Source organism: Micromonospora sp. NPDC049175 (assembly GCF_043197345.1).
Taxonomy (GTDB): Bacteria; Actinomycetota; Actinomycetes; order Mycobacteriales; family Micromonosporaceae; genus Micromonospora.
Genome location: NZ_JBICSY010000003.1, coordinates 189,490 through 210,487, shown reverse-complemented (window position 1 = coordinate 210,487; position 20,998 = coordinate 189,490). Strand labels below are relative to the sequence as shown.

General features: G+C 71.7%; 15 protein-coding genes. 8 read left to right on the top strand and 7 right to left on the bottom strand.

Going from position 1 to position 20,998, the window contains the following annotated elements:
* Positions 1–22: 22 nt before the first annotated feature.
* Positions 23–988, bottom strand: coding sequence for a hypothetical protein (locus tag ACGFH8_RS14895; protein ID WP_393367324.1), 966 nt, complete (start codon positions 986–988; stop codon positions 23–25).
* A 352-nt stretch (positions 989–1,340) separates the two neighbouring features.
* Between ACGFH8_RS14895 and ACGFH8_RS14890 the strand changes: the two genes are divergently transcribed.
* The 7 genes from ACGFH8_RS14890 to ACGFH8_RS14860 all read left to right on the top strand — a co-directional run bounded on the left by ACGFH8_RS14890 (position 1,341) and on the right by ACGFH8_RS14860 (position 11,200).
* On the top strand, positions 1,341–3,746 hold the full coding sequence (locus tag ACGFH8_RS14890; RefSeq protein ID WP_393367323.1) for a PEP/pyruvate-binding domain-containing protein: 2,406 nt from the start codon (positions 1,341–1,343) through the stop codon (positions 3,744–3,746).
* Entirely contained in the window at positions 3,743–4,408 is a 666-nt protein-coding gene (locus ACGFH8_RS14885) for a hypothetical protein (protein WP_393367322.1), read from the top strand. Before ACGFH8_RS14890 ends, ACGFH8_RS14885 begins: the two co-directional genes overlap by 4 nt.
* Positions 4,409–4,460: 52 nt before the next feature.
* Complete coding sequence (locus ACGFH8_RS14880) at positions 4,461–5,027, top strand: TetR/AcrR family transcriptional regulator (RefSeq protein ID WP_393367321.1); 567 nt, start codon at positions 4,461–4,463, stop codon at positions 5,025–5,027.
* Between the two features lie 58 nt (positions 5,028–5,085).
* Positions 5,086–6,273: a low temperature requirement protein A gene (locus ACGFH8_RS14875; protein WP_393367320.1), complete on the top strand. Its 1,188-nt coding sequence runs from the start codon at positions 5,086–5,088 to the stop codon at positions 6,271–6,273.
* A 95-nt stretch (positions 6,274–6,368) separates the two neighbouring features.
* Entirely contained in the window at positions 6,369–7,016 is a 648-nt protein-coding gene (locus tag ACGFH8_RS14870) for an ABC transporter ATP-binding protein (RefSeq protein WP_393367319.1), read from the top strand.
* A 78-nt stretch (positions 7,017–7,094) separates the two neighbouring features.
* Positions 7,095–10,130: an FtsX-like permease family protein gene (locus ACGFH8_RS14865; RefSeq protein WP_393367318.1), complete on the top strand. Its 3,036-nt coding sequence runs from the start codon at positions 7,095–7,097 to the stop codon at positions 10,128–10,130.
* Entirely contained in the window at positions 10,127–11,200 is a 1,074-nt protein-coding gene (locus tag ACGFH8_RS14860) for an ABC transporter ATP-binding protein (RefSeq protein ID WP_393367317.1), read from the top strand. The genes ACGFH8_RS14865 and ACGFH8_RS14860 overlap by 4 nt, the downstream gene beginning before the upstream one ends.
* 15 nt (positions 11,201–11,215) lie before the next feature.
* On the opposite strand, the gene ACGFH8_RS14855 is transcribed toward ACGFH8_RS14860, so the two are convergent.
* The 4 genes from ACGFH8_RS14855 to ACGFH8_RS14840 form a co-directional block, all read right to left on the bottom strand.
* Complete coding sequence (locus tag ACGFH8_RS14855; protein WP_393367316.1) at positions 11,216–12,529, bottom strand: hypothetical protein; 1,314 nt, start codon at positions 12,527–12,529, stop codon at positions 11,216–11,218.
* 13 nt (positions 12,530–12,542) lie between these two features.
* Positions 12,543–14,069, bottom strand: coding sequence for an alkaline phosphatase D family protein (locus ACGFH8_RS14850; protein ID WP_393367315.1), 1,527 nt, complete (start codon positions 14,067–14,069; stop codon positions 12,543–12,545).
* Positions 14,070–14,186: 117 nt separating this feature from the next.
* Complete coding sequence (locus ACGFH8_RS14845) at positions 14,187–15,170, bottom strand: TolB family protein (protein WP_393367314.1); 984 nt, start codon at positions 15,168–15,170, stop codon at positions 14,187–14,189.
* Positions 15,167–16,447, bottom strand: a complete 1,281-nt coding sequence (locus ACGFH8_RS14840; protein WP_393367313.1) for an MFS transporter — start codon at positions 16,445–16,447, stop codon at positions 15,167–15,169. The genes ACGFH8_RS14845 and ACGFH8_RS14840 overlap by 4 nt, the downstream gene beginning before the upstream one ends.
* 221 nt (positions 16,448–16,668) lie before the next feature.
* On the opposite strand from ACGFH8_RS14840, the gene ACGFH8_RS14835 reads away from it, so the two are divergent.
* On the top strand, positions 16,669–18,048 hold the full coding sequence (locus ACGFH8_RS14835) for a DNRLRE domain-containing protein (protein ID WP_393367312.1): 1,380 nt from the start codon (positions 16,669–16,671) through the stop codon (positions 18,046–18,048).
* Between the two features lie 138 nt (positions 18,049–18,186).
* Here the strand turns inward: ACGFH8_RS14835 and mmsB are convergent, their stop codons facing one another.
* Both mmsB and mmsA read right to left on the bottom strand, forming a co-directional pair.
* Positions 18,187–19,437 (bottom strand): multiple monosaccharide ABC transporter permease, encoded by a 1,251-nt coding sequence (gene mmsB / locus ACGFH8_RS14830; protein ID WP_393367311.1) that lies wholly within the window; start codon positions 19,435–19,437, stop codon positions 18,187–18,189.
* Positions 19,434–20,972, bottom strand: a complete 1,539-nt coding sequence (mmsA, locus tag ACGFH8_RS14825; protein ID WP_393367310.1) for a multiple monosaccharide ABC transporter ATP-binding protein — start codon at positions 20,970–20,972, stop codon at positions 19,434–19,436. The genes mmsB and mmsA overlap by 4 nt, the downstream gene beginning before the upstream one ends.
* Positions 20,973–20,998 lie beyond the last annotated feature (26 nt).

The window sequence follows — 20,998 nt, the reverse complement described above, 5'->3', positions numbered from 1 at the left end:
GGACCGAGGGATAGCACGTGGCCTACCGGGTCAGGTCGTCAAGAACCGACGCCGGCAGCGCCGGATGCGCTCCTTCACCCGCCACCGTGGACGGCGCCGGTGTCGCCGCAGCGGTACCGCCCCGGCGACGCCGGAGCATCCAGCCGAGCAGGAGCAGGATGACGAGGCCCCCCACCGTCGGACCGATGAGGTGCAGCGGAAGGATGACGACCGTCGCCTGCGCGCTCCCCGCCCGGCCGGCCGGGTTCGGCACCGCGACTGTCACCCGACAGACGCAGATGAGGGGTGGATCGTCCCACCGGGCGCTGACCTGTCGGCTGCCGTCGCGCAGCAGGGTGAAGTCGGGGAACGTCACGTCCTCCCCTGCCACCCGGGCCCGCAACCGGTCGGCCGCGACGAAATCGCGGCGAAGGGTGCCGACGTTGCGTACCGTCGCGGTGAGCGCCAGCGGACCACGCAGCGCGAAACCGGGCGCATCGACGTCGCTTACCTGCACCGACTCGATCGCGTCGCCCGGCACCGTGACATAGATCGGCGCGCCGACACTGCGGCGGATGCTCGTCCCGGCCGCATTGGCCGGCGGTGGTGCCGAGAAGATCACCGCTACCTGGTGCTCGCCGGGTTCGGCGTTCGCCGGTACCGCGATCCGGAGGTCCACCGGTTCGGTCGCACCGGGGGCGAGCCGAAGGCGCTTCGGGTTCACCGTGACCCAGTCGATCGCCGTGTGTGCCACGTCCGAGCGGAACGTCAACACCCCCGCAGGATCCACCGTGAAGCTCGCCGTTCGCATCGAGACATCGATCGCCGACTGACCACGGTTGGTCACGGTGAACTGTCGCGGCTGCCCGATCTCGTCGGCTGGTACGACCATCCGGCTGGGGCTGACGGTCAACGAGAAGTCCGACTGGTCCGGCGAAACGGTGTTGGCCGGCACGATCGGCGTCAATGCCAGCAGTACCGGCAGCATGGCACCCGAAATGTGAGACAAAATCGACACCTTTCAGGGTGAATTGGGGTAGAAAATGGGGGTCATATCCTAACCAGACCGTGCCGTCGCCGAGCCGCGAATGGACTGTTCGCAACTGGGCGAACGCGCTACGCGGAGCGAGGCTGGTGGTCGGATGGCGAGGGTCACGTCGTGGAGGCTGGCAGGGTTGCCGCGCGGTAGCCGGGAGCCCCAGCCGCACGGTTTCCGGATCGGGTGTCTCGCGTACGGCGGCGGCCAGCGCTGTTACATTGCAGTCGCATCGCAAAAGAGGTATTGTCGTTTCAATGCAGTCGCATTGCAACGAGGGTAGGTCGCCATGCACGTGATCGCGTTGTCCGAGGTGACCGCCGCCATGACCGCAGTGGCTGGCGGTAAGGCAGCCGGTCTGGGCGAGCTGATCCGGCACGGCGAGCAGGTCCCCGACGGTTTCTGCGTCACCACCGAGGCGCACGGACTCGGGGTCGTCCCGACGGCCGAGGTCGTCGCCGCGTACCAGCGGCTCGGCGCCGGCCCGGTGGCGGTGCGCTCCAGCGCCACCGCCGAGGACCTGCCGGACGCGAGCTTCGCCGGGCAGCAGGACACCGTCCTCAACGTCACCGGCACCGCCGAGCTGATCGCCGCCATCGAGAAGTGCTGGGCTTCGCTGCACGGCGACCGCGCGACCGCCTACCGCGACGCCCACGGCATCGATCATCGAACGGTGCTGATGGCCGTCGTCGTGCAGCGCATGGTCACCCCCACGGTGGCGGGGGTGCTGTTCACCGCGAACCCGCTGACCGGGCGCCGCGACGAGATGGCCGTCGACGCCGCCGCCGGCCTCGGCACGACAGTGGTGGACGGCGCCACCGCCGTCGACCACTACCTCCTCGACGACGTCACGCGCGACGAGACCGGCTGCCTGACGGCGGCCCAACTGGCCCGCCTCCGCGCCACCGGCGAACGGTTGCAGGCGCACTTCGGCTGCCCGCAGGATGTCGAGTGGGCCTTCGACGCGGACGACGTGCTGTGGCTCCTCCAGTCCCGGCCGATCACCAGCCTGTTCCCCGCCCCGCCGCCGAGCGGGAAGCCCCTCCCCCGCGTCTACCTGGAGTTCGGGCACGTCCAGGGCATGCGGCAACCGGTCACCCCGATGGGCATGTCGACCCTGCGGGCGCAGATCGCCGGGATGCTCGCCGCGCTCGGGGTGCGGGTCGAGATCGTCGACATCGGCGGCCGCCTCTACGGCGATTTGACCGACCTCGCGCGGGACGGATCGTCCCGTAAGCGACTGGTGCGGCTCCTGGCTGTCGACTTCGGGCCGCGCGCCCAGGCGGTGATGCAGCACGTGCTCGCGGATCCCCGGTTCGCCCCGACCAAGGGCGGCGCCACGCGCGGCCGGGCACCGGGGGCCGCGTCGCTGCGGACGGCCGGCCGCGCGGTGGTGGGGATCCTGCGGGCGCTGGCCCGCCCCGAGGCCGCGCGGATCCGGCTGTTCGAGGCCGTCGAGCAGCTCAGAGTACGGTCCGCCGCCCCCGCCGACCTGCGTACCGCGGCCGATCGGCTGCGCTTCGTCCAGGCGACTGACGCCGACGCCGACGACACCGCCGACGCGATCATGTGGCCGATCGTCGCCGGGATGCTCGCCACCGCGTTGCCGACCACCCTCCTCAGGGGCCTCGCCGGTCCCGACGAGATCCACGCCGTGCTGGCCGGGATGCCGCACAACGTCACGATCGAGATGGACCTGGCCCTGTGGCGACTCGCCCAGGGTGCGGGCGACCACCGTCAGCTCCTGCTCGACACCCCGCCGGCAGAGTTGGCCGCACGCCACCTGAACGGCACGCTGCCCGACATCGGCATGGCGGCCTTCCTGGACGTCTACGGTCACCGGGGCGTCGCCGAGGTCGACCTCGGCGTGCCGCGCTGGGCGGAGGACCCCACGCCGGTCTTCGCCGCGGTCGCGAACTACCTGCGGGTCACCGATCCGCGGCAGGGCCCCGATCAGCGCTTCCAGCGGGCCGGCGCGGCAGCCGAGGCGGCGTTGGAGGAGCTGGTCGGGCGAGCCCGCCGTCGGCGGCCGGTGCGGGGCAACATCGCCGGGTTCCTGCTGCGCCGGGCGCGGTCACTTGCCGGCCTGCGCGAGGCCGGCAAGTTCGCCGGGCTGTACCCACTGCGGGAGACGCGCTGCCAACTGCTGCTCATCGGTGCCGACCTGCACGACTCCGGGCTGCTGGACCAGCCCGACGACATCATGTTCCTGACCCTGGACGAGGCGCACGCCGCCGTACACCAGGGTGTTGATCTGCGCGGCACCGTCACCTCCCGACGGGCGACGCACCGCCGGGAGCTGCGCCGCCGAAGCGTGCCGGTGGCGCTGCTCTCCGACGGCACCGACGTCGAGACCGTCCTGCCGGCGGCGCCCGCCGCCGACGGGACGCTCGCCGGAGTGGGCGCGTCGGCGGGCCGGGTGACCGGGCCCGCCCGGGTCGTCCACGACCCGGGCACCGCGCACGTCGAGCCCGGCGACGTCCTGGTGGCGGCGACCACCGACCCCGGCTGGACCCCGCTGTTCCTCACCGCGGCGGCGCTGGTCACCGAGACCGGCGCGATCATGGCGCACGGCCCGACCGTGGCCCGGGAGTACGGCATTCCCGCCGTCATCTGCGTGCCGGACGCCACCCGGACGATCCGCACCGGACAGCTCGTCACCGTGGACGGTGGCGCCGGCACCATCACGGTCCACCAACCGTCGACGCCCGAGCGGGAAGGACGACAGTGACCGACACGAAGGCACCGACCAGGGCGCGGGTGGGCCCGCTGCTGCGTCGGGCGGCCGAGGCCGAGGCCGCGACGTGGCGCAGCCTGTACGTCTGGGCCCGGCGCCGCCCCCTGCCGCTGGGACCCGGCGACGAGCCGTTCGGCTACCTCGGCGTGGTCAAGCCGATCCTGGGCATCTTCATCGGCCTGTCGGTCGTGGAGATCCCCATCTTCGACGTGGTGGTCACCCACGTGGTGCCGTGGCGGCCCGCCCGCTGGATCGTGCTGGGCCTCGGCATCTGGGGTCTGCTCTGGATGATCGGCCTGTTCGCCAGCATGACCATCCACCCCCACGTCGTGGGCGACCGGGGCCTGCGGGTGCGGCTCAGCTCGGGCATCGACATCTGGATCCCGTGGACCGACGTCGAGGCCCTGCGCAAGCGCCACCGCTCGTTGCCGTCGAGCAGGTCGGTGCAGGTCGAGCAGGAGGGTGAGCGTCGGGTGGTGTCCATCTCGGTCGGCAGCCAGACCAGCATCGACGTGCTGCTGCGCCGGCCGCTGACCTTAGATCTGGCGAAGACCGGGTCGATGCCGATGAACGAGCTGCGCCTGTACGCCGACGACCCGGACGGCCTCCTGCGCAGCGCGCGGGGCGCGCCCGCTAACCACCCGGTCAGCCGGTAACCGCCGCCGCTGGCGGGCTGTCCGGGCCACCCACTGTGAAACGATCGAGGCCATGCCCAAGAAGGTCGATCACCAGGAGCGACGCACCCTCATCGCGGACGCGCTGATGCGGGTCGCCGCGGACCAGGGCCTGGAGGCCGTCAGCCTCCGCCACGTGGCCACCGCGGCCAGCGTGTCCGCCGGAATGGTCCAGCACTACTTCCGGACGAAAGACGAGATGATGGCGTTCGCGTTGAGCGTGGTGCGGGAACGCGGCCAGATCAGGGTCACCGAGGCGCTGGCACGACTGGGCGTGGACCCGCCACCCCGGCTGCTGCTGCGCACGATGCTCGCCGCGCTGTTGCCCCTGGACGAGGGCACCCGCGACGACGGGCGGGTGGCGCTCGCGTTCCTCGCCTACACGGCGGTGCGTCCGGCCGCCGTGCCCAGCCTGCGCGAGGGCACCCGGCAGCTCACCGGGTTCATCGCCGGCGTCCTGCCCGACCGGCACGGCGACGCCGCCGCGGCCGGTCTGCTGGCGCTCATGGAAGGGCTCGGTGTCTACCTGCTGGGTGGGCAGTACACCGTCGAGCAGGCACTGGGCGCGTTGGACGCCCACCTCGACCTGCTCTTCGACTGATTCGGTCGGAGCGGGGCGTTGGCCTCCGACGAGGTGCGAAACAGACCAGGATGAGCGGATGAGCCGCGTCCACCGGTCCCGGCCGGTGCTGGTCGAGGAGGCACACCGGGCCACCACCTTCGAGATCTTCTTCGACCTGGTGCTGGTGTTCGCGCTGACACGGCTCATCGGTTTCATGGCGGAGTCGCTGGGTCCGCTCACCCTGTACCAGGGGTTACTGCTCCTGCTCTGGTTCTGGTACGCGTGGAGCTGCTACGCGTGGCTCGGCAACCAGGTCCGTGCGGACACCGGCCCGGTGCTGGCCGGGATGCTCGCGGCGATGGCCGCCATCTTCGTGGCCGCGCTGGTGATCCCGCAGGCGTGGCAGCGCCACGACGGCGCGTTGAGCCCGCCGCTCACCCTCGCCATCGCCTACATCGTGGTCCGTGGACTGCACCTCGGCCTGATCACCTACTCCTCGTCCGGCAACCCGCAGTACCGCAGGCAGACCCTGCGCTTCGCCGTGCCCACCACGATCGCCTGGGTCCCGCTGCTGGTGGGCGCCATCCTCGGCGGGACCGCGCAGACCGTGCTGTGGACGGTGGCGTTCCTCGTCGACTACGGCGGCGGCCGGATCGCCACCGCCGCCAGCTTCGGGGAGGTCCGCAGCGGGGCGCACTTCGCCGAACGCCACGGTCTGGTGCTGATCATCGTGCTCGGTGAGTCTCTGCTGTCGGCCGGGGCCGCAGGTCTGGAGGTGATCGCCTGGCCGGTGCTGGTGGCCTCGGTGTTCGGCTTCGCCGCGACCGTCTGCCTGTGGTGGCTCTACTTCGTGGGCGTCGCACCGGCCGCGGCGGAGGTGCTGACCTCGGCCTCGCCGCGCTCCCGGCGTCGGCAGCAGTTGGCGGCGGACGCGTACACGCTGGCGCATCTGCCGCTCGTCGCCGGGGCCGTCTACGTCGCCCTGGGCATCCACCTGATCCTCGCGAACCTGACGGAGCAGACACGACCCCGGCAGCTCAGCGGGGAACCGATGAGCTGGTCGGCCATCCTCGTGCTCTACGGCGGCGCCGCGCTCTATCTCGCCGGCCGCCTGCTGTTCCTCCGGCTGACCGTAGGAAGGTCGGCGGGCCACCTCGTGGCGATCGGCATCGTCCTCCTCCTGATACCCCTCGCCCGGACCCTGCCCGCGCTGGCCGCTCTCGGGCTGCTCACAGCCTTCCTCGCCGCCCTGGTCAGCTACGAGCGGCGACCCCGGGTCGACTGACCACCCGGATCGCTGGCGGATCGACGGGATTGTGCGGGTCCGCCCGCCGTGGCAGTCTGCGGATCCTTGGAAGCCGGAAAAAGGGGCGGTGGCACATGCTGAGCATGCAGGGGGCGTCAGTCGGCTACGGCGACGCGCCGGCCGTCCTCCGGGAGATCTCGTTGACGGTCCGGCCGGGACGGGTCCTGGCGTTGACCGGGTCGTCGGGCGCGGGCAAGACGACGCTGCTCCACGCCCTGGCCGGGCTGCTGCGACCACGGGAAGGGTCCGTGACAGTCGACGGGCAGCCGCTGCGCGACCGCGATCACGCGGTAGCGCACCGGATCGTGCTCGTCCCACAGGACAACGGCCTGGCCCCGATCCTCACGGCCGCCGAGAACCTTCAGGTGGCGCTCGTGGCCGATGGCGTGACCCCACCCGAGGCCCGCGGGCAGACCGCCGCGATGCTGGAGCTGCTGGGCCTTGCCGGCCAGGCCGACCAACTCGTCGAGGAGTTGTCGGGTGGCCAACAGCAGCGGACGGCCGTCGCCCGCGGCCTGGCCCTGCGCGGGAGCGTGCTGCTGGCCGACGAGGTGACGAGCGAGCTGGACGCGGGCAATCGGCAGCGGGTGCTGGACCTGTTGCACGGCGAGGCACGCCGGGGCGCGGCTGTCGTGTTCGCCACCCACGACCCGGAGGTGGCCGCCGCCTGCGAGGCGGAGCTGCACCTCGTCGAGGGGCGGGCGGAGATCCTCCGCGACTGAGGCCACCGGTGACCGGCAGGTCTCGGTCTACCGGTACGGGGCGGCGGGCGGGCGGTCCGGTCGATAACCTCGGCACCAATGCTGACCGTCATCTGGGGTGCGATCGCGGCCCGCCGAGCACAGGCGTTGGCGGTGCTCCTGCTCGCGGTGCTCGCCAGCGCCGCCGCGGCGGCCGCACCGAGCTACGTCGCCGCGGCCGGGCAGGCGCTGGCCCGGTACGAGATGTCCACTGCGGAGCCCAACGAGCTTCGCATCCGGCTCGCCGAGGGCGCCGAATATCCGGGGATGCCCGGTGACCCCACCCGCACCGTGTTCACCAGCACGGTCCGGCAACTGACGCCGGCCGGCTTCGACGTCGTCCTGGGCGCTCAGACCGGTGGCGTCGCCGCCGGCCGAGCCGGAGAGGTGACCTCCCGCCTGATCTTCCGGGAGGGGGTGTGTGAGCGGGTCGCCGTGGTTGGCGCCTGCCCCCGGGCCACCTCGAGAGACCAGCCCCCCGAGGTCATGGTCAGCACGCACACCGCCGCGCGGCTCGGTGTCGCCGTCGGCGATCGCTTCACCTTCGCCGCGGTGCCCGTGCGGGTGACAGGCATCTACCGACCGCAGGACGTGACCGATCCGTTCTGGCTCGGCGGGGAACTCATTCGCCCAGCCACCGGGGGCTCCCCCGGCACGTCGATCCCGGGCAGCGCCGAGGATGCCATCTTCATCGCCGAGGCCGCTCCCCTGCCCGACGACGATGTCATCCTGCACCGGTCCACGGCCGACCTCTACGTCACCGAGAAGCTGCTGGACAGCGGATCCATGCCGGAGCTGCGGGCCGCGGTCATGAAGCTGCAGCGGGACGGAAACCGCGAGAACTTCGGAGCCGGCACCACCACGACCAGCCTGTTCGACCGCATCGAGCGGCAACGCGGGCAACTGGCCGACGGGGTCACGCTGGGCGCCGGGCTGCTCGTGCTGCTCTGCTGGCTGGTGCTCTTCGTCGCGGTGGGTTCGGCGGCGGAGCAGCGGCGACCGGAGCAGGGCCTGCTCCTGCTCCGCGGAGTGCAACGCCGACGACTGTGGGCGCTGGCGATCGGCGAACACGCCGTACCCGCGTTGGTCGCGATCCCCCTCGGCTGCCTGGGTGGCGTCGCCGCTGCCACACTGCTCGCCGCGCACACCCTCCCGGCCCGCGCCGACGTCACGCTGGACGCCAACGTTGTCGCCTTCGCCGCCATCGGCGCGGCCGGCGCGCTCGCCGCGGTGCTGCTGGCCCAGGCTCGGATGCTGTCCGCACCTGTCGTCGACCTGCTGCGTCGGGTGCCGGCCCGGGTCCGGGGGTGGCGGGCGACGATCGGCGACGTCGTCGCGGTGTCCATCGCGGCAGCCGCCGTGGTGCAGTTGCGCTCCGGCGGGTCGCCCAGCGGGCTGGCACTCGTGGCACCTGTCGCCGGGGCGCTCGCCGCGGCGGTGTTGCTGGCACGGGTCGCGATGCTGGCCGGCGCCGCGGTCGGTGCGGCACTGCTGGCCCGGGGCCGCACCGCCGTCGGCCTCGCCCTGGTGCAGGTGGCCCGGCAACCACGGTTCCGACCGCTGATCGCGCTGCTCACCGTCGCTGTCGCCATGCTCGCCTTCACGGCGTCGATGAACGAGCTCGCCTCGGCCGCCTACGGCGATCGGGCGGTCGTGGAGGTCGGCGCGCCGCGCGTGGTCGAGGTCGACGCGCCGTCCCGTTCGCACCTGTTGGCGGCCGTGCGGAAGGCCGATCCCGAGGGTCGCTTCGCGATGGCCGCGGTCGTGACGAAAAGGCTCCCCGACGGCGGCACACCGGTGCTCGCCGTGGACTCCGCCCGGCTGACGGCGGTGGCCGTGCCGCACCCGTCCTACGGAGCGTCCTTCGCGGACATCGCGCGCGCCATCCGCCCCGCCCCGCCCGGAGAGCCGGTGCTGCTCCGGGGGCGACTGCTCAGCGTCGGCCTGTCGACCACCAGCTTCGACACGGAGGTCTTCGGGGGGAATGCGCCGCGCCTCGCGGTGACCGTCTCCAGCGCCAATGGCACTCGGGTGGTCGTCGCGCAGCCGGACATCCATCCGGGGCGCGACCAGTACGTCGTTCCGGTGCCCGAGTGCGTGACACAGTGCCGCCTGGTCAAGATGGAAATCGTCACCGCGGTGATGTGGCAGGACGTGACGGTCCACTTCGAGGAGATGCGCATCGGCGATGGCAACGCCGACACGGTGGTGCTGACCGGTACGCAGTTCGCCGATCTGAGGCGGTGGCGACGCACCGTCGCGGGGGATGACTCGGAGGTCAGCGCCAGGGGCGGTTCGTCCCCAGCGCTGGCCCTGAAGATGTGGGAGGGGCGTGCGGGGGTAGACGGCATCAGTGTCGCCGACTCACCGTTTCCGCTGCCCGTCTACGTGACCCGGTCGGAGGGGACGCAGCTCGGCGCCACTTATCCGCACGAAGGCGTCGACGGGGCACCGACCACGGCCCGGATCGACGGGGTGGCCGACGGTCTGCCGCAGCTCGGTGGCGCCGGCCTGATCGTCGACCTGGAATACGCCGATCGGATCGCGGTCTCCGGCCAGAGCGGCACCAAGGAGGTGTGGCTGGCCGCGACCGCGCCCGCCGACGTCCTCGACCGGCTTCGCGCCCAGGGTCTGGCGATCGTCGGCGAGCGGACGATCACCGGGGCTCGCCAGGACTTCGATCGGCAGGCTCCGGCGTTGGCACTGCGCTTCAACCTGTTCGCCGCCCTGGCCGGGGTGCTGATCGGGGCGGCCGGCCTGATCGCGATGGCGGCGGCCGAGCAGCGTACCCGGGTGGCCATGTTGGTGGCGTTGCGTCGGCAGGGGTTGCCAGCGCGCGCCGTCCGCGGCGGCTACGGGTTACCGGTCGCGGTCGCCGCCGTGTCGGGCGGTCTCGTCACCCTGGTGATCTGGCTGCTCACCCGAAGCGGGCAACGACTGTTCGGTGACGGCCGCTCCCCGGTCCCGATACCCGAGTGGCCGGACCTCGGCCGGCTGTTGGTGTTCGTGGTGCCCACTGTCACGCTGTTCGCCCTCACCGCGGTCGTGCTCGGTCGGGTCATCGCCGCCTCGGTGCGCCGCCGGAGCAGCCGATGACCGCCCAGCCGCAGGACGAGCCGATGACCGTCGAGCCGCAGGACGAGCCGATGACCGTCGAGCCGCAGGACGAGCCGATGACCGTCGAGCCGCAGGACGAGCCGTTGACCGTCGAGCCGCAGGACGAGCCGTTGACTGCCGAGCGGCCGGAGCGGCCGACCGCCGCCGAGCCGCCGGCCGGGGGTGTGGCCGTCACCTGCCACCGGCTCATCCACATCTACTCCACCGGCACCGGCGACGTCGTCGCGCTCTCCGGTGTGGACCTACACATCTCGCCGGGCGAGATGCTGGCGCTGGTGGGGCCGTCCGGCTCGGGAAAGTCCACACTGGTGGCGATCCTCGGCGGGCTCCTGCAACCGTCCGCCGGCCGCGTGCACGTGGGCGACCACGAGCTGTCCCGGCTCTCGTCCAAGGGCCTGGCGGGCCTGCGCGGGGCCACCGTCGGCACGGTGCTCCAGGGCGCCGAACGTAACCTGTTGCCGTACGTGTCGCTGTCGCGCAACGTCTGGTTGGCGCAGCGACCCGCGGCGCGCATCGCCGGACGTCGGCTCGACCCGCCGGAGGCGGTCCTGGAGCTCGTCGGCCTCGGCGGTCACGGCGCGCGGCGGGTGGGCGACCTGACTCCGGGGCAGCGTCAGCGGGCCGCCCTGGCGCAGGGGCTCGCGGCCGGGCCCGGGCTGCTCCTGGTCGACGAGCCGACCAGCCAGCTCGACGCGTCCGGTCGGGACGAGGTGCTCAGGGCGCTGGCCACCGTCAACGCCCAGCGGGGCACCACGGTCGTCGTGGTGACCCACGACGGCGAGGTGGGTGCCCGGTTGGGCCGCGCCGTCACCATCCGGGACGGCCGGGTCGGGGCCGAGGGGCGCGACGGCCGGGACTTCGCCGTGGTGGCCGGTGACGGCACGATCCAGTTGCCACCCGAGGCGTTCGCGGCCTTCCCGGCCGGGACGTTGTTCGAGGTCGAGCACGCCGACCAGGCGGTCACCCTGCGCGCCGTGGCCACCCCGTCGTCCGTTGGCGCGGACGACGGGGTGGCGAAGGACGGCGGCGGGCCCGACCACGCCGCCTGACCCGGACCCGTCGGCTCAGTGCGCCGTGACGCCCGCCCGCGCCTTCAACCGGCGCAGCTCGTCGGCCGACATCAGCCAGGTCGAGTTCGTCGCGCCCAACCCCAGGAGCACCTGGTCGAAGGCGTTCCCGTCGTTGTCGTCGGTGTAACACAGGCTCACCTCGCCCCACGGCGACGCGGCGACGGCCAGTTGCTCCTGCCGACCCGTGGTGGTCTGGCTCAACGCCTGGGCCGCCAGCCGACCGGTGGAGGTGCCGTCCGGGTTGAGGCCGCGCGCCCAGACGTCCGGGTTGGCGCCCGACACCGTCCAGCCCACCACCACGTTGTCCTGGTCGTCGATGCCGACGCCGGGCGCGACGGCCCCGGTCCCGGTGGAGACCTGGACCTCGTCGTGGCGGGCGGTGCCGGTGGCGGTGAACGACCGCGCCCAGACGCCTCGGGCGCCGGTGTGGTCGGATTCCCACCCGACGGTGAAGTCCCCGGCGACGTTCGCCGCGACCGACGGTCGCTGCTGCTGCCCGCCGCTCTGCACGTTGGCGGTGCGCCGCGACAGCGCCACCGCGCCGGTGGACCGGGCCAGGCGGGTCAACCCGATGTTGTACGAGCCGTTCGCGTCGGCGTCCTCGTCCCACACCACGAGCGCCTCGCCGGTGGCGGACACCGCCACGTCGGGGCGGTGGTGCGAGCCGGTGGTCTGCGAGGCAGTCACCTCGTACGCCTTGGTGGTGGCCGCAGTGTAGCCGGCGGCCTTGACGGTGGCCGGAGCGGTCCCCTGGACGTCCTCCCAGACCACCGTGAACCCGACCGCGCCGCTGGTCGGCGCGCCGTCCGGGTCGAGCGCCACCTTCGGCCAGATCTGCTGCCCGGCGTCGCTGGCGTTGGCCTGCCCCGAGGCGAGCACGGCGCCGCTCGACGACACCACCCGGTACTGGATGTTGTAGACGCCGTTGCCGTCGCCGTCGGCGGCCCAGACCACCACGGCGTTGCCCCGGTCGTCGAGCCCCACGTCGGGGCTGATGTGCCGCCAGGCGGCCCCGCTGGTGCCCCCACCGGAGAGCTTCACCTCGTACGCGGGCGTGCCGTCGCGAAACAGTCGCAGGTAGATCTCGCTGTGGGTGTCGTCCTCGGGCGCGGTGCTGTCCCGGTCGTCCTCCCACACCACGGCCACCTGGCCGTTGCGGTTCATGGCGATGCCGGGCAGGTCCTGGTCACCGGTGGCCACGCTGTTCGCGGTGGTCCAGGTGACCGCCTCGGCGGTGACCGCGATCGGGGCCGGTGCCAGGCTCGGGAGCAGCAGGGAGGCGGCGAGCAGTGTCGTGAGTGCGGTCATTGTGGGTCTCCTTCTACCCGGCCTGGAGGCCGGGCTGGCCGTCGAGGATGACGAACGAGCGGGCCGTGGCCGCCGCGGCGCCGTGCTCGGTCACCGTCTGCACCGTGCGGAAGTCCGCGCGGACCTGGCTGCGGCTGATCGTGGTCCGCACGTAGCCACGCCGGTCGGAGTAGAACTTCAGGTGCGGGTTGGCCGCCGCGTTCGGGACCGTGGTGCTGCCGCTGCCGTTGCCGGTCGAGGTGATCGAGGTGCAGACGAGTTCGGTGCCGATGGTGGCCGAGGCGGGGTTGGCGTAGTCGGCCTTGAGGTCGTTGGCCCACGACCGGTGCACGTCGCCGGTGAGCACCAGCGGGTTGCGCACTCCACGCTGCTGCCAGCCGGTCTGGATCCGGCTGCGGGAGGCCCGGTAGCCGTCCCAGGCGTCCATGCTCGCCGCCCCGTTCGCGTCGAGCTGTTGGGCGAAGAAGACCTGCTGGCCGAGGATGTCCCAGGTGCCGTAGCGCTGGGCCAGCCCGTCGAGCAGCCACGCCTCCTGGGTCGCGCCGGTCAGGGACCGGGAGGTCAGGTCCGCGTCGGCGCAGACCTTCCAGCCGTCCCCGCACGCCTGGTCGTCGCGGAACTGCCGGGTGTCGAGCATGTGGAAGGTGGCGAGCTGTCCCCACCGGATGCGCCGGTACAGCGGGATGCTGTTGCCGTTGGCGGCGGAGGCCGGCCGCAGCGGCATGTTCTCGTAGTAGGCCCGGTACGCGGCCGACCGTCGGGCGGTCCACTGCGCGGCGGTGAGCGTCGGGCTGCTGTCGTTGCGGACCATGTTGGCGTAGTTGTTCTCCACCTCGTGGTCGTCCGGCACCACGAGCCAGGGTGCTGCCGCGTGCGCCGCCTGCAGGTCCGGGTCGGACTTGTAGAGCGCGTACCGGCGGCGGTAGTCGGCGAGCGACACGATCTCGGCGCCGACGTGCTGCCGCACCGTGGAGGTGCCGACGCCGCCCTCGTAGATGTAGTCGCCGAGGTGCAGGATCAGCCCCGGGTTGTCCTCGGCCATCCGCCGGTACGCGGTGTAGTAGCCGGCCTCGTAGTGGGCACAGGAGGCGAAGGCCATCACCAGGTCGCGGCCCACGGTGCTGGGCGCCGGGGCGGTCCGGGTCCGCCCGACCGGCGAGATCTGGCCCTGCGCCCGGAACCGGTAGTAGTAGTCCGAGTCGGCGGCGAGCCCACCGGCGATGGCATGCACGGAGTGCGCGTCGGCGTAGCGTGCGGTCACCGAGCCGGAGGCGACGAGCGAGGTGAACCGGTCGGTGGTGGACACCTGCCACTCGACCGTCACGTCGGCGTTGGCCATGCCGCCCTGCCCGTCGGCGTTGAGCGGAGACGGTGCCAGCTTGGTCCAGAGGACCACGCTGTCGGGCGCCGGATCACCGGACGCCACACCGAGTTTGAAGGGATACGGCACCGCGGCGCGGGCACCCTGGCGGGGGGTCACCGCGATTCCGGCAGCCACCAGTCCACCGAGGACGAAAATGCGACGGCTCAACCTTGTCATGGTCAACAGCCTTGAGAACGTCGATGAACGGCGATGGGTGTGGCGCGTAATCCCGTATGACGGGAGGCTGTCCGCGCCAAGGCGGGCAGGTGTCCGGACCGCCCGGCAGCCGGACCGTCAGGTGAGCGGCGCCGGGGACTCCGCGCCCGGGATCGTCAGTGTCGGCGTAGCGGACCCGTCGGCCGGGACGCTCCAGACGTCGGGCTGGCCGTCGCTCTGGCGCAGCGTGTAGGCGAGTGTGCCGCCGTCCAGCCAGGCGGCCTGGTCGTCGACGCTGCGCGTCTCGGCGGTCGCGGTGACCCGCATGGTCGCCAGGTCGAGGACCGACAGCCGCCAGCCCTTCGCCGGGTCGGCGTCGATCGCCTCCTTGAAGGCGATCCGGGTGCCGTCGGGTGACAGCGACGGGCACTCCACGTTCTCCCGCACCGTCTCGACCGTACGGGCGGCGACGTCACCCAGGACGAGGTAGCGCTTGCCCCCGGTGGACATGGTCGCGTAGAAGCGGTTGTCGTCGGCGGTGAAGGTGACGCCCCAGTAGTTGACGTCCGGGCTGCGGTAGCGGCGTCCGTCCCGGGTGATGGCGAACTCTTCGAGCGTGTTCACCGTGGCGCCGGTGGTGGTGTCGAGAATCCCGGTGCGGGTGGAGAAGCCGCTGGCGGTGTAGGAGTCGCCACCGACGAACGTCGTCCAGGAGACCATCCGGCCGGAGGCCGACACCCGGGCCCGGTTCGGCAGACCCGGCACGCCGACCGCCCGCGTCTGGCGCAGCGCCGCGTCGAGCACGACGACCTCGTACGACCAGGCGGTCTCCGGTCTCAGGCAGACGCCGGTGCCGCCCGTGGCGTACGCCCGCAGGCATTCCACGCCGGAGACGGTGCGGGGCCCGGTGGGGTCGGCCGTGGCGACGGTGGACAGGTGCCGGTCGGTGATGGCCAGCAGGCGCGGACCGGGCGTCAGAGTGACCACCTGGTCGCCGGTGGCGGCCGGCGGCGTCCGGGCGGGTTCCGCCGCCACGGCCACGTAGCCGGCTGCCACGCTGCCCAGCAGCACGGCCGAAGCGACCAGCACGCCGAGTTTCGCTCGGGTCGACAACGCGCTCATCGGGGCACCCTCCGGGTGACGAGACGGGACGGGGCGGTCAGCAGGAGCAGCGTGCCGACCAGGACGCAGGCGACCGCCACGGCCGCCGCGCGGATCGCCGCCTCCGGCCCCCAGGCCTGCCAGCCGAGACCGAACAGGACCGAGGAGACGAGGTACGCGAGGGCCTGCCCGGTCTGCACCAGCGCGATCCCGGTGGTCCGCAGCCGCGCCGGCAGCACCGGTCCGGCGAGCGCGATGAGCACGCCGTCGGTGGCGGCGTAGAACGCGCCGTACAGCCCCAGGGTCAGCACGATCAACGGCCAACCGTCGACCGGGCCGGCCAGCAGCAGGTACGTGGCACCGAGCGCGGTGTAGCCGCCGAGCACCACCGGCAGCCGGCCGATCCGGTCGGCGAGGACGCCGAGCGGGGCGGCGAGCAGCAGGTAGGCCAGGCTGGTCCCCACCGCGAGCAGGGGGAACCAGCGCAGGCCGAGGTCCTCGCGGCGTTGCAGCAGCAGGTAGACGAAACCGTCGCCGATGGTGGCCAGCCCGAGCATCGCGGCGGCCAGCACGAGCCGGCGGGCCGGTCCCCCGCCCAGCAGGCCGAGCGCCTCCCGGACGGAGACGCTCGGGTCGTCCGGGCCGTCCGTCGCCTGCTCGGCGGGGCGTTCCCGGACGAAGAGCACGAGCACGACGACGGCCAGCGCGGCGACGCAGAAGCTGGTGACGAAGACCGCGTCGTACGACTGCCCGACGACGAGCAGGACCGCGAACGCGGCGAGCGGTCCGAGGAACGCGCCGACGCTGTCCATCGCCCGGTGCACCCCGAACGCCCGACCCAGCGCCTCGGGTGGCGTGGAGAGCGTGATCAGCGCGTCGCGTGGTGCGCTGCGCAGTCCCTTGCCGAGGCGGTCGACGGCGATGACGCCACCGATCGCCGGTATCGACCGGCCGGCGAGCAGCAGACCGAGCTTCGCGACCGCCGAGAGGGTGTAGCCGATGCCGGCGATCAGTTTGCGCCGCCGGAACCGGTCGGCGGCGAACCCACCGACGACCCGCAGGAGCGCGGTGGCGCCGGTGTGGACGCCGTCGAGCACGCCGAAGGCCACCGGGCTGAGCTGGAGGCCCAGCACCAGATAGAGCGGTAGGACGGCGGCCACCATCTCGGCGGAGACGTCGGTGATCAGGCTGACCGTGCCGAGTGCGACGACGTTGCCGCTGACCAGGGCGAGCCGTCGACGCCGGGGCCCCGGTGCGGGCGGGTCGGCGACCGGTCGGGAAACGGTCGACAGGTACACGAGCATCTCCTCGGGTCGACAACTGCCGGCCAGCCATCGTCCGTACTCGTCGCGAAGGGCACAACGGACCGCGCGTGGCAGCCGGGCGAGGCGCGGGTGAACGTGCCGCGAACATCGAGGTGTTTGCCTGCCGGGACGTGGTGTTCATCCACCCGTCGCCCGCCGGTCCATCGACCTTCCTACATTCCGTGGGCTTCACACCCGTAGCGAAGGAGTCCTGGATGGATATTCGATTCTCCCGTCCGCCGATCACGACGGGAGCGGTGCTGGTGCTCGTCGCCGCGACCGCCGCCGTCGTCGGGATAGGCGCCGACGCGGCGTCGGCGGCGAGCGTGACGTTCACGCCGGTCGCGGACACCTACGTCCAGAGTGACGCGACGTCCACCAACTACGGCACGTCCACGCAGATCGTGGTCGACAACTCGCCCGTGCGCCGCTCGTTCCTGCGTTTCACCGTGAGCGGTGTCAGCGGCACGGTGACAAGCGCCAAGGTGCGACTGCGCACGATCAGCGGCAACAGCGGCAGCGACGCCGGTGGCACGTTCCGCCGGATGTCCAACACGACGTGGTCGGAGACCGGCACCACCTGGGCCAACCAGCCGACGATCGACGGGGCCACGCTCGGCACCATCGGCGCGGTCAGCGGCAGCACCTGGTACGAGGTCGACGTCACGGCCGCCGTCACCGGCAACGGGACGTACAGCTTCGGTGCGACCTCCGCCAGCGGCGACGGCGCCTACTACGACACGCGCGAGAGTGGCGCGGACGCCCCGCAACTGGTGGTCACCACCGGGACCACCACGCCACCGGAGTCCGGGGACCCGGTGTTCGTGGGGGCGGGCGACATCGCCGACTCCGGCTCCGGCGACAGCGCCACCGCGACGCTGCTCGACAGCATCCCGGGGACGGTCTTCACCACCGGCGACAACGTCTACGACAGTGGCACCGCGTCGCAGTTCGCCAGTTACTACGAGCCCACCTGGGGCCGGCACAAGAGCCGCACCCGCCCGTCGCCGGGCAACCACGACTACAACACGTCGGGCGCGACCGGCTACTACAACTACTTCGGTACGTCGGCCGGCCCGAGCGGGCGCGGCTACTACTCGTACGACCTCGGCAACTGGCACGTCGTGTCGTTGAACTCGAACATCAGCATGTCGGCCGGATCCACCCAGGAGCAGTGGCTGCGGGCGGACCTGGCCGCCAGCGGCAAGCCGTGCACGCTCGCCTACTGGCACCACCCGCTGTTCACGTCCAGCTCCAACCACGCGCCGTCGACGTCCACGCGCCCGCTGTACCAGGCGCTCTACGACTACAACGCCGACGTCGTGGTGTGGGGACACAACCACGTGTACGAGCGCTTCGCGCCGATGAACCCGTCCGGTGGCGCCGACACCAGCCGCGGCATGCGCAGCTTCGTCGCCGGCATGGGCGGCGCGGGTCACTACGGCTTCGGCACCATCCAGCCCAACAGCGAGGCACGCAACAGCTCGGCCTGGGGAGTCCTGAAGTTCACCCTGCACTCCAACAGCTACGACTGGCGGTTCGTACCGGTAGCCGGCCAGACCTACACCGACAGCGGCACCAGCGCCTGCCACTGACCGCATGGGATCCCGCCGGGCCGTTCGCGGTGCGGCGGGATCGCCTTTCCGCTCCGGCGCCATTCGGACGGAGGCCCGTCGACGGCGGTGCCCCCTGCCCGCGAGGCGGGCAGGGGGCACCTTCGTACCGTCAGGGCGTCAGCGGGCCGTGCCGGCCCGGCGCTTGTTGTAGACGTCGAAGGCGACCGCGACGAGCAGGACGAGGCCCTTCACCACCGACTGGGTCGACTGGTCGATACCCATCAGCTGCATGCCGTTGCTCATCACCGCCATGATCAGACCGCCGACCATGGCGCCCACAACGGTGCCCACGCCGCCGGTGACCGCCGCGCCGCCGATGAAGGCCGCGGCGATCGCGTCCAGCTCGAACATGTTGCCGGCGGCGGGCTGAGCGCCGTTCGACCGCGAGGAGTAGATGACACCCGCCACCGCCGCCAGGAAGCCCATGTTGACGAACATCCAGAAGTTGACGGTGCGGACCTTCACCCCGGACAGCGCCGCCGCCGACAGGTTGCCGCCGATCGCGTAGACCTGGCGACCGAAGACGGTACGCCTGGTGAGCAGGCCGTAGACCAGCACCAGAACCGCCAGGATGATCAGCACGATCGGCAGGCCGCGGGCGTGCGCCAGCTGCCACGCGAAGTACATGATGACCGCGCCGACGAGCACGACCCGGGCGACGAACAGCGGGAACGACTCGACCGGCTGCTGGTAGCGGATACGCGCCACGCGGGTGCGGAAGCCACTCACCGCGTACCCGGCCACGGCCACGGCGCCGATCAGCAGCGTGAAGGCGTCGAAGCCCTGCCCGCCGAGCAGCCCGTTGAGGAAGCCCGCCGCGACCTTCTGGTATTCCGCCGGGAACGGCGACAGCGAGATGTTGTCGAGCACCCGCAGGGTGAGACCCCGGAACAGCAGCATGCCGGCCAGGGTCACGATGAAGGCCGGAATGCCGGCGTACGCCACCCAGAAGCCGTGCCACGCGCCGACCGCGACGCCGACCGCGAGCGCGGCCACGACGCCTACCCACCAGGGATAGCCCTGCTGGATCACCAGGACGGCGGACACCGCTCCGGTCAGTGCGACGACCGATCCGACCGACAGGTCGATGTGCCCGCCGATGATCAGGATGACCATCCCGATCGCGAGCACCAGGATGTACGAGTACTGCAGGACGATGTTCGTGATGTTGCCGGGGCTCAGCAACACCCCGTCGGTCAGGACTGCGAAGAGCGCGACGATGACGACCAGGGCGACGTAGATCCCGCTCTGCCGCAGGTTGTTCAGCACAAGCGCCCGCAGGTCGTTCGTGCCGCTGTGCAGAGCGGCCGCGGGTGTGCTGTCCGAAGGCGCCGGGCTCTCCGTCGGGGGGGTCTTGATGCTGGTCACGCCACGAGCTCCTTGTCCTTTGTCATCAGCTCCATGAGGCTCTCCTGAGTCGCCTCGGCCACCGGCATCTCACCGGTGATCCGGCCGGCGGCGAGGGTGTAGATGCGGTCGCACATCCCGAGCAACTCCGGCAGCTCCGAGGAGATGACGATCACCGCCTTGCCGGCGGCCACCAGCCGGTTGATGATCGTGTAGATCTCGTACTTGGCGCCGACGTCGATGCCCCGGGTGGGTTCGTCGAGGATCAGCACGTCCGGGTCGGTGAACAGCCACTTCGACAGGACGACCTTCTGCTGGTTGCCGCCGGAGAGCTTGCCGACGACAGCCATGACGCTCGTCGTCCGGATGTTCATCTCCCGCCGGCTGTCCTCGGCGACCTTGATCTCCTCGTTGCCGTTGACCCAGCCCAGGCGGGACAACCGGTCCAACGCGGCGGCGGACACGTTACGGCGGACGTCGTCGATGAGGTTGAGCCCGTACCTCTTGCGGTCCTCGGTGACGTAGGCGATGCCGTTGTCGATCGCCTCGGCGACGGTGCGGGCCTGCACCTCTCGACCGCGCACGAAGAGTCGGCCCCGGATGTCACGCCCGTACGACCGGCCGAACACGCTCATCGCCAGCTCGGTCCGCCCCGCACCCATCAGGCCCGCGATGCCGACGACCTCGCCGGCGCGGACGGACAGGGCGACGTCCTCGACGACCATCCGGTCCTGCACGGGGTGCCGCACCGTCCAGTCCTCGATCCGGAGGACCTCCTCGCCCGGCGACGACTCGCGGTCGGGGTAGAAGCTGTCCAGGTCGCGCCCGACCATGCCGCGGATGATCCGCTGCTGGGTCACGTCGTCGGACCTCATGTCGAGGGTCTCCACCGCGCGCCCGTCCCGGATGACGGTGGTCGTGTCGGCGATGGCGGTGATCTCGTTGAGCTTGTGCGAGATCATGATGCAGGTGATGCCCTGGTCGCGGAGTGCCCGCAACAGGTCGAGCAGGTGAGCCGAGTCGACGTCGTTGAGCGCGGCCGTCGGCTCGTCCAGGATGAGCAGGCGCACCTTCTTCGACAGCGCCTTGGCGATCTCCACCAACTGCTGCTTGCCGACGCCGAGCTGGATGACCGGGGTGACGGGATTCTCGTGCAGCCCGACGGACGCCAGCAGCTTCGCCGCTTCGGCGTTGGCCAGGTTCCAGTCGATCAGCCCGAGGCGGCTGCGCCGCTCGCTGCCGAGGAAGATGTTCTCCGCGATCGACAGGTACGGCACCAGGGCGAGCTCCTGGTGGATGATGACGATGCCGTTGGCCTCGCTGTCGCGGATGCCACGGAACTGCATCGGCTTGCCGTCGAAGAGGATCTCGCCGTCGTACGAGCCGGACGGGTAGACGCCGGACAGCACCTTCATCAGGGTGGACTTGCCGGCGCCGTTCTCACCACAGATGGCGTGGATCTCCCCGCGGCGCACTGCGAGGGTGACGTCCTCCAGCGCGATCACGCCGGGGAAGGTCTTGGTGATGCGACGCATCTCGAGGATGGTGTCGTCCATTGTCACTGTCCTCCGTCAGGTCTGGA

Bases quoted from the DNA above. Each gene is read 5' to 3' on its own strand.
- ACGFH8_RS14890 (WP_393367323.1), top strand. From the start codon at position 1,341: ATGACCGCAGTGGCTGGCGGTAAGGCAGCCGGTCTGGGCGAGCTGATC.
- ACGFH8_RS14880 (WP_393367321.1), top strand. From the start codon at position 4,461: ATGCCCAAGAAGGTCGATCACCAGGAGCGACGCACCCTCATCGCGGAC.
- ACGFH8_RS14875 (WP_393367320.1), top strand. From the start codon at position 5,086: ATGAGCCGCGTCCACCGGTCCCGGCCGGTGCTGGTCGAGGAGGCACAC.
- ACGFH8_RS14870 (WP_393367319.1), top strand. From the start codon at position 6,369: ATGCTGAGCATGCAGGGGGCGTCAGTCGGCTACGGCGACGCGCCGGCC.
- ACGFH8_RS14865 (WP_393367318.1), top strand. From the start codon at position 7,095: ATGCTGACCGTCATCTGGGGTGCGATCGCGGCCCGCCGAGCACAGGCG.
- ACGFH8_RS14860 (WP_393367317.1), top strand. From the start codon at position 10,127: ATGACCGCCCAGCCGCAGGACGAGCCGATGACCGTCGAGCCGCAGGAC.
- ACGFH8_RS14855 (WP_393367316.1), bottom strand. From the start codon at position 12,529: ATGACCGCACTCACGACACTGCTCGCCGCCTCCCTGCTGCTCCCGAGC.
- ACGFH8_RS14850 (WP_393367315.1), bottom strand. From the start codon at position 14,069: ATGACAAGGTTGAGCCGTCGCATTTTCGTCCTCGGTGGACTGGTGGCT.
- ACGFH8_RS14845 (WP_393367314.1), bottom strand. From the start codon at position 15,170: ATGAGCGCGTTGTCGACCCGAGCGAAACTCGGCGTGCTGGTCGCTTCG.
- ACGFH8_RS14835 (WP_393367312.1), top strand. From the start codon at position 16,669: ATGGATATTCGATTCTCCCGTCCGCCGATCACGACGGGAGCGGTGCTG.
- mmsA (WP_393367310.1), bottom strand. From the start codon at position 20,972: ATGGACGACACCATCCTCGAGATGCGTCGCATCACCAAGACCTTCCCC.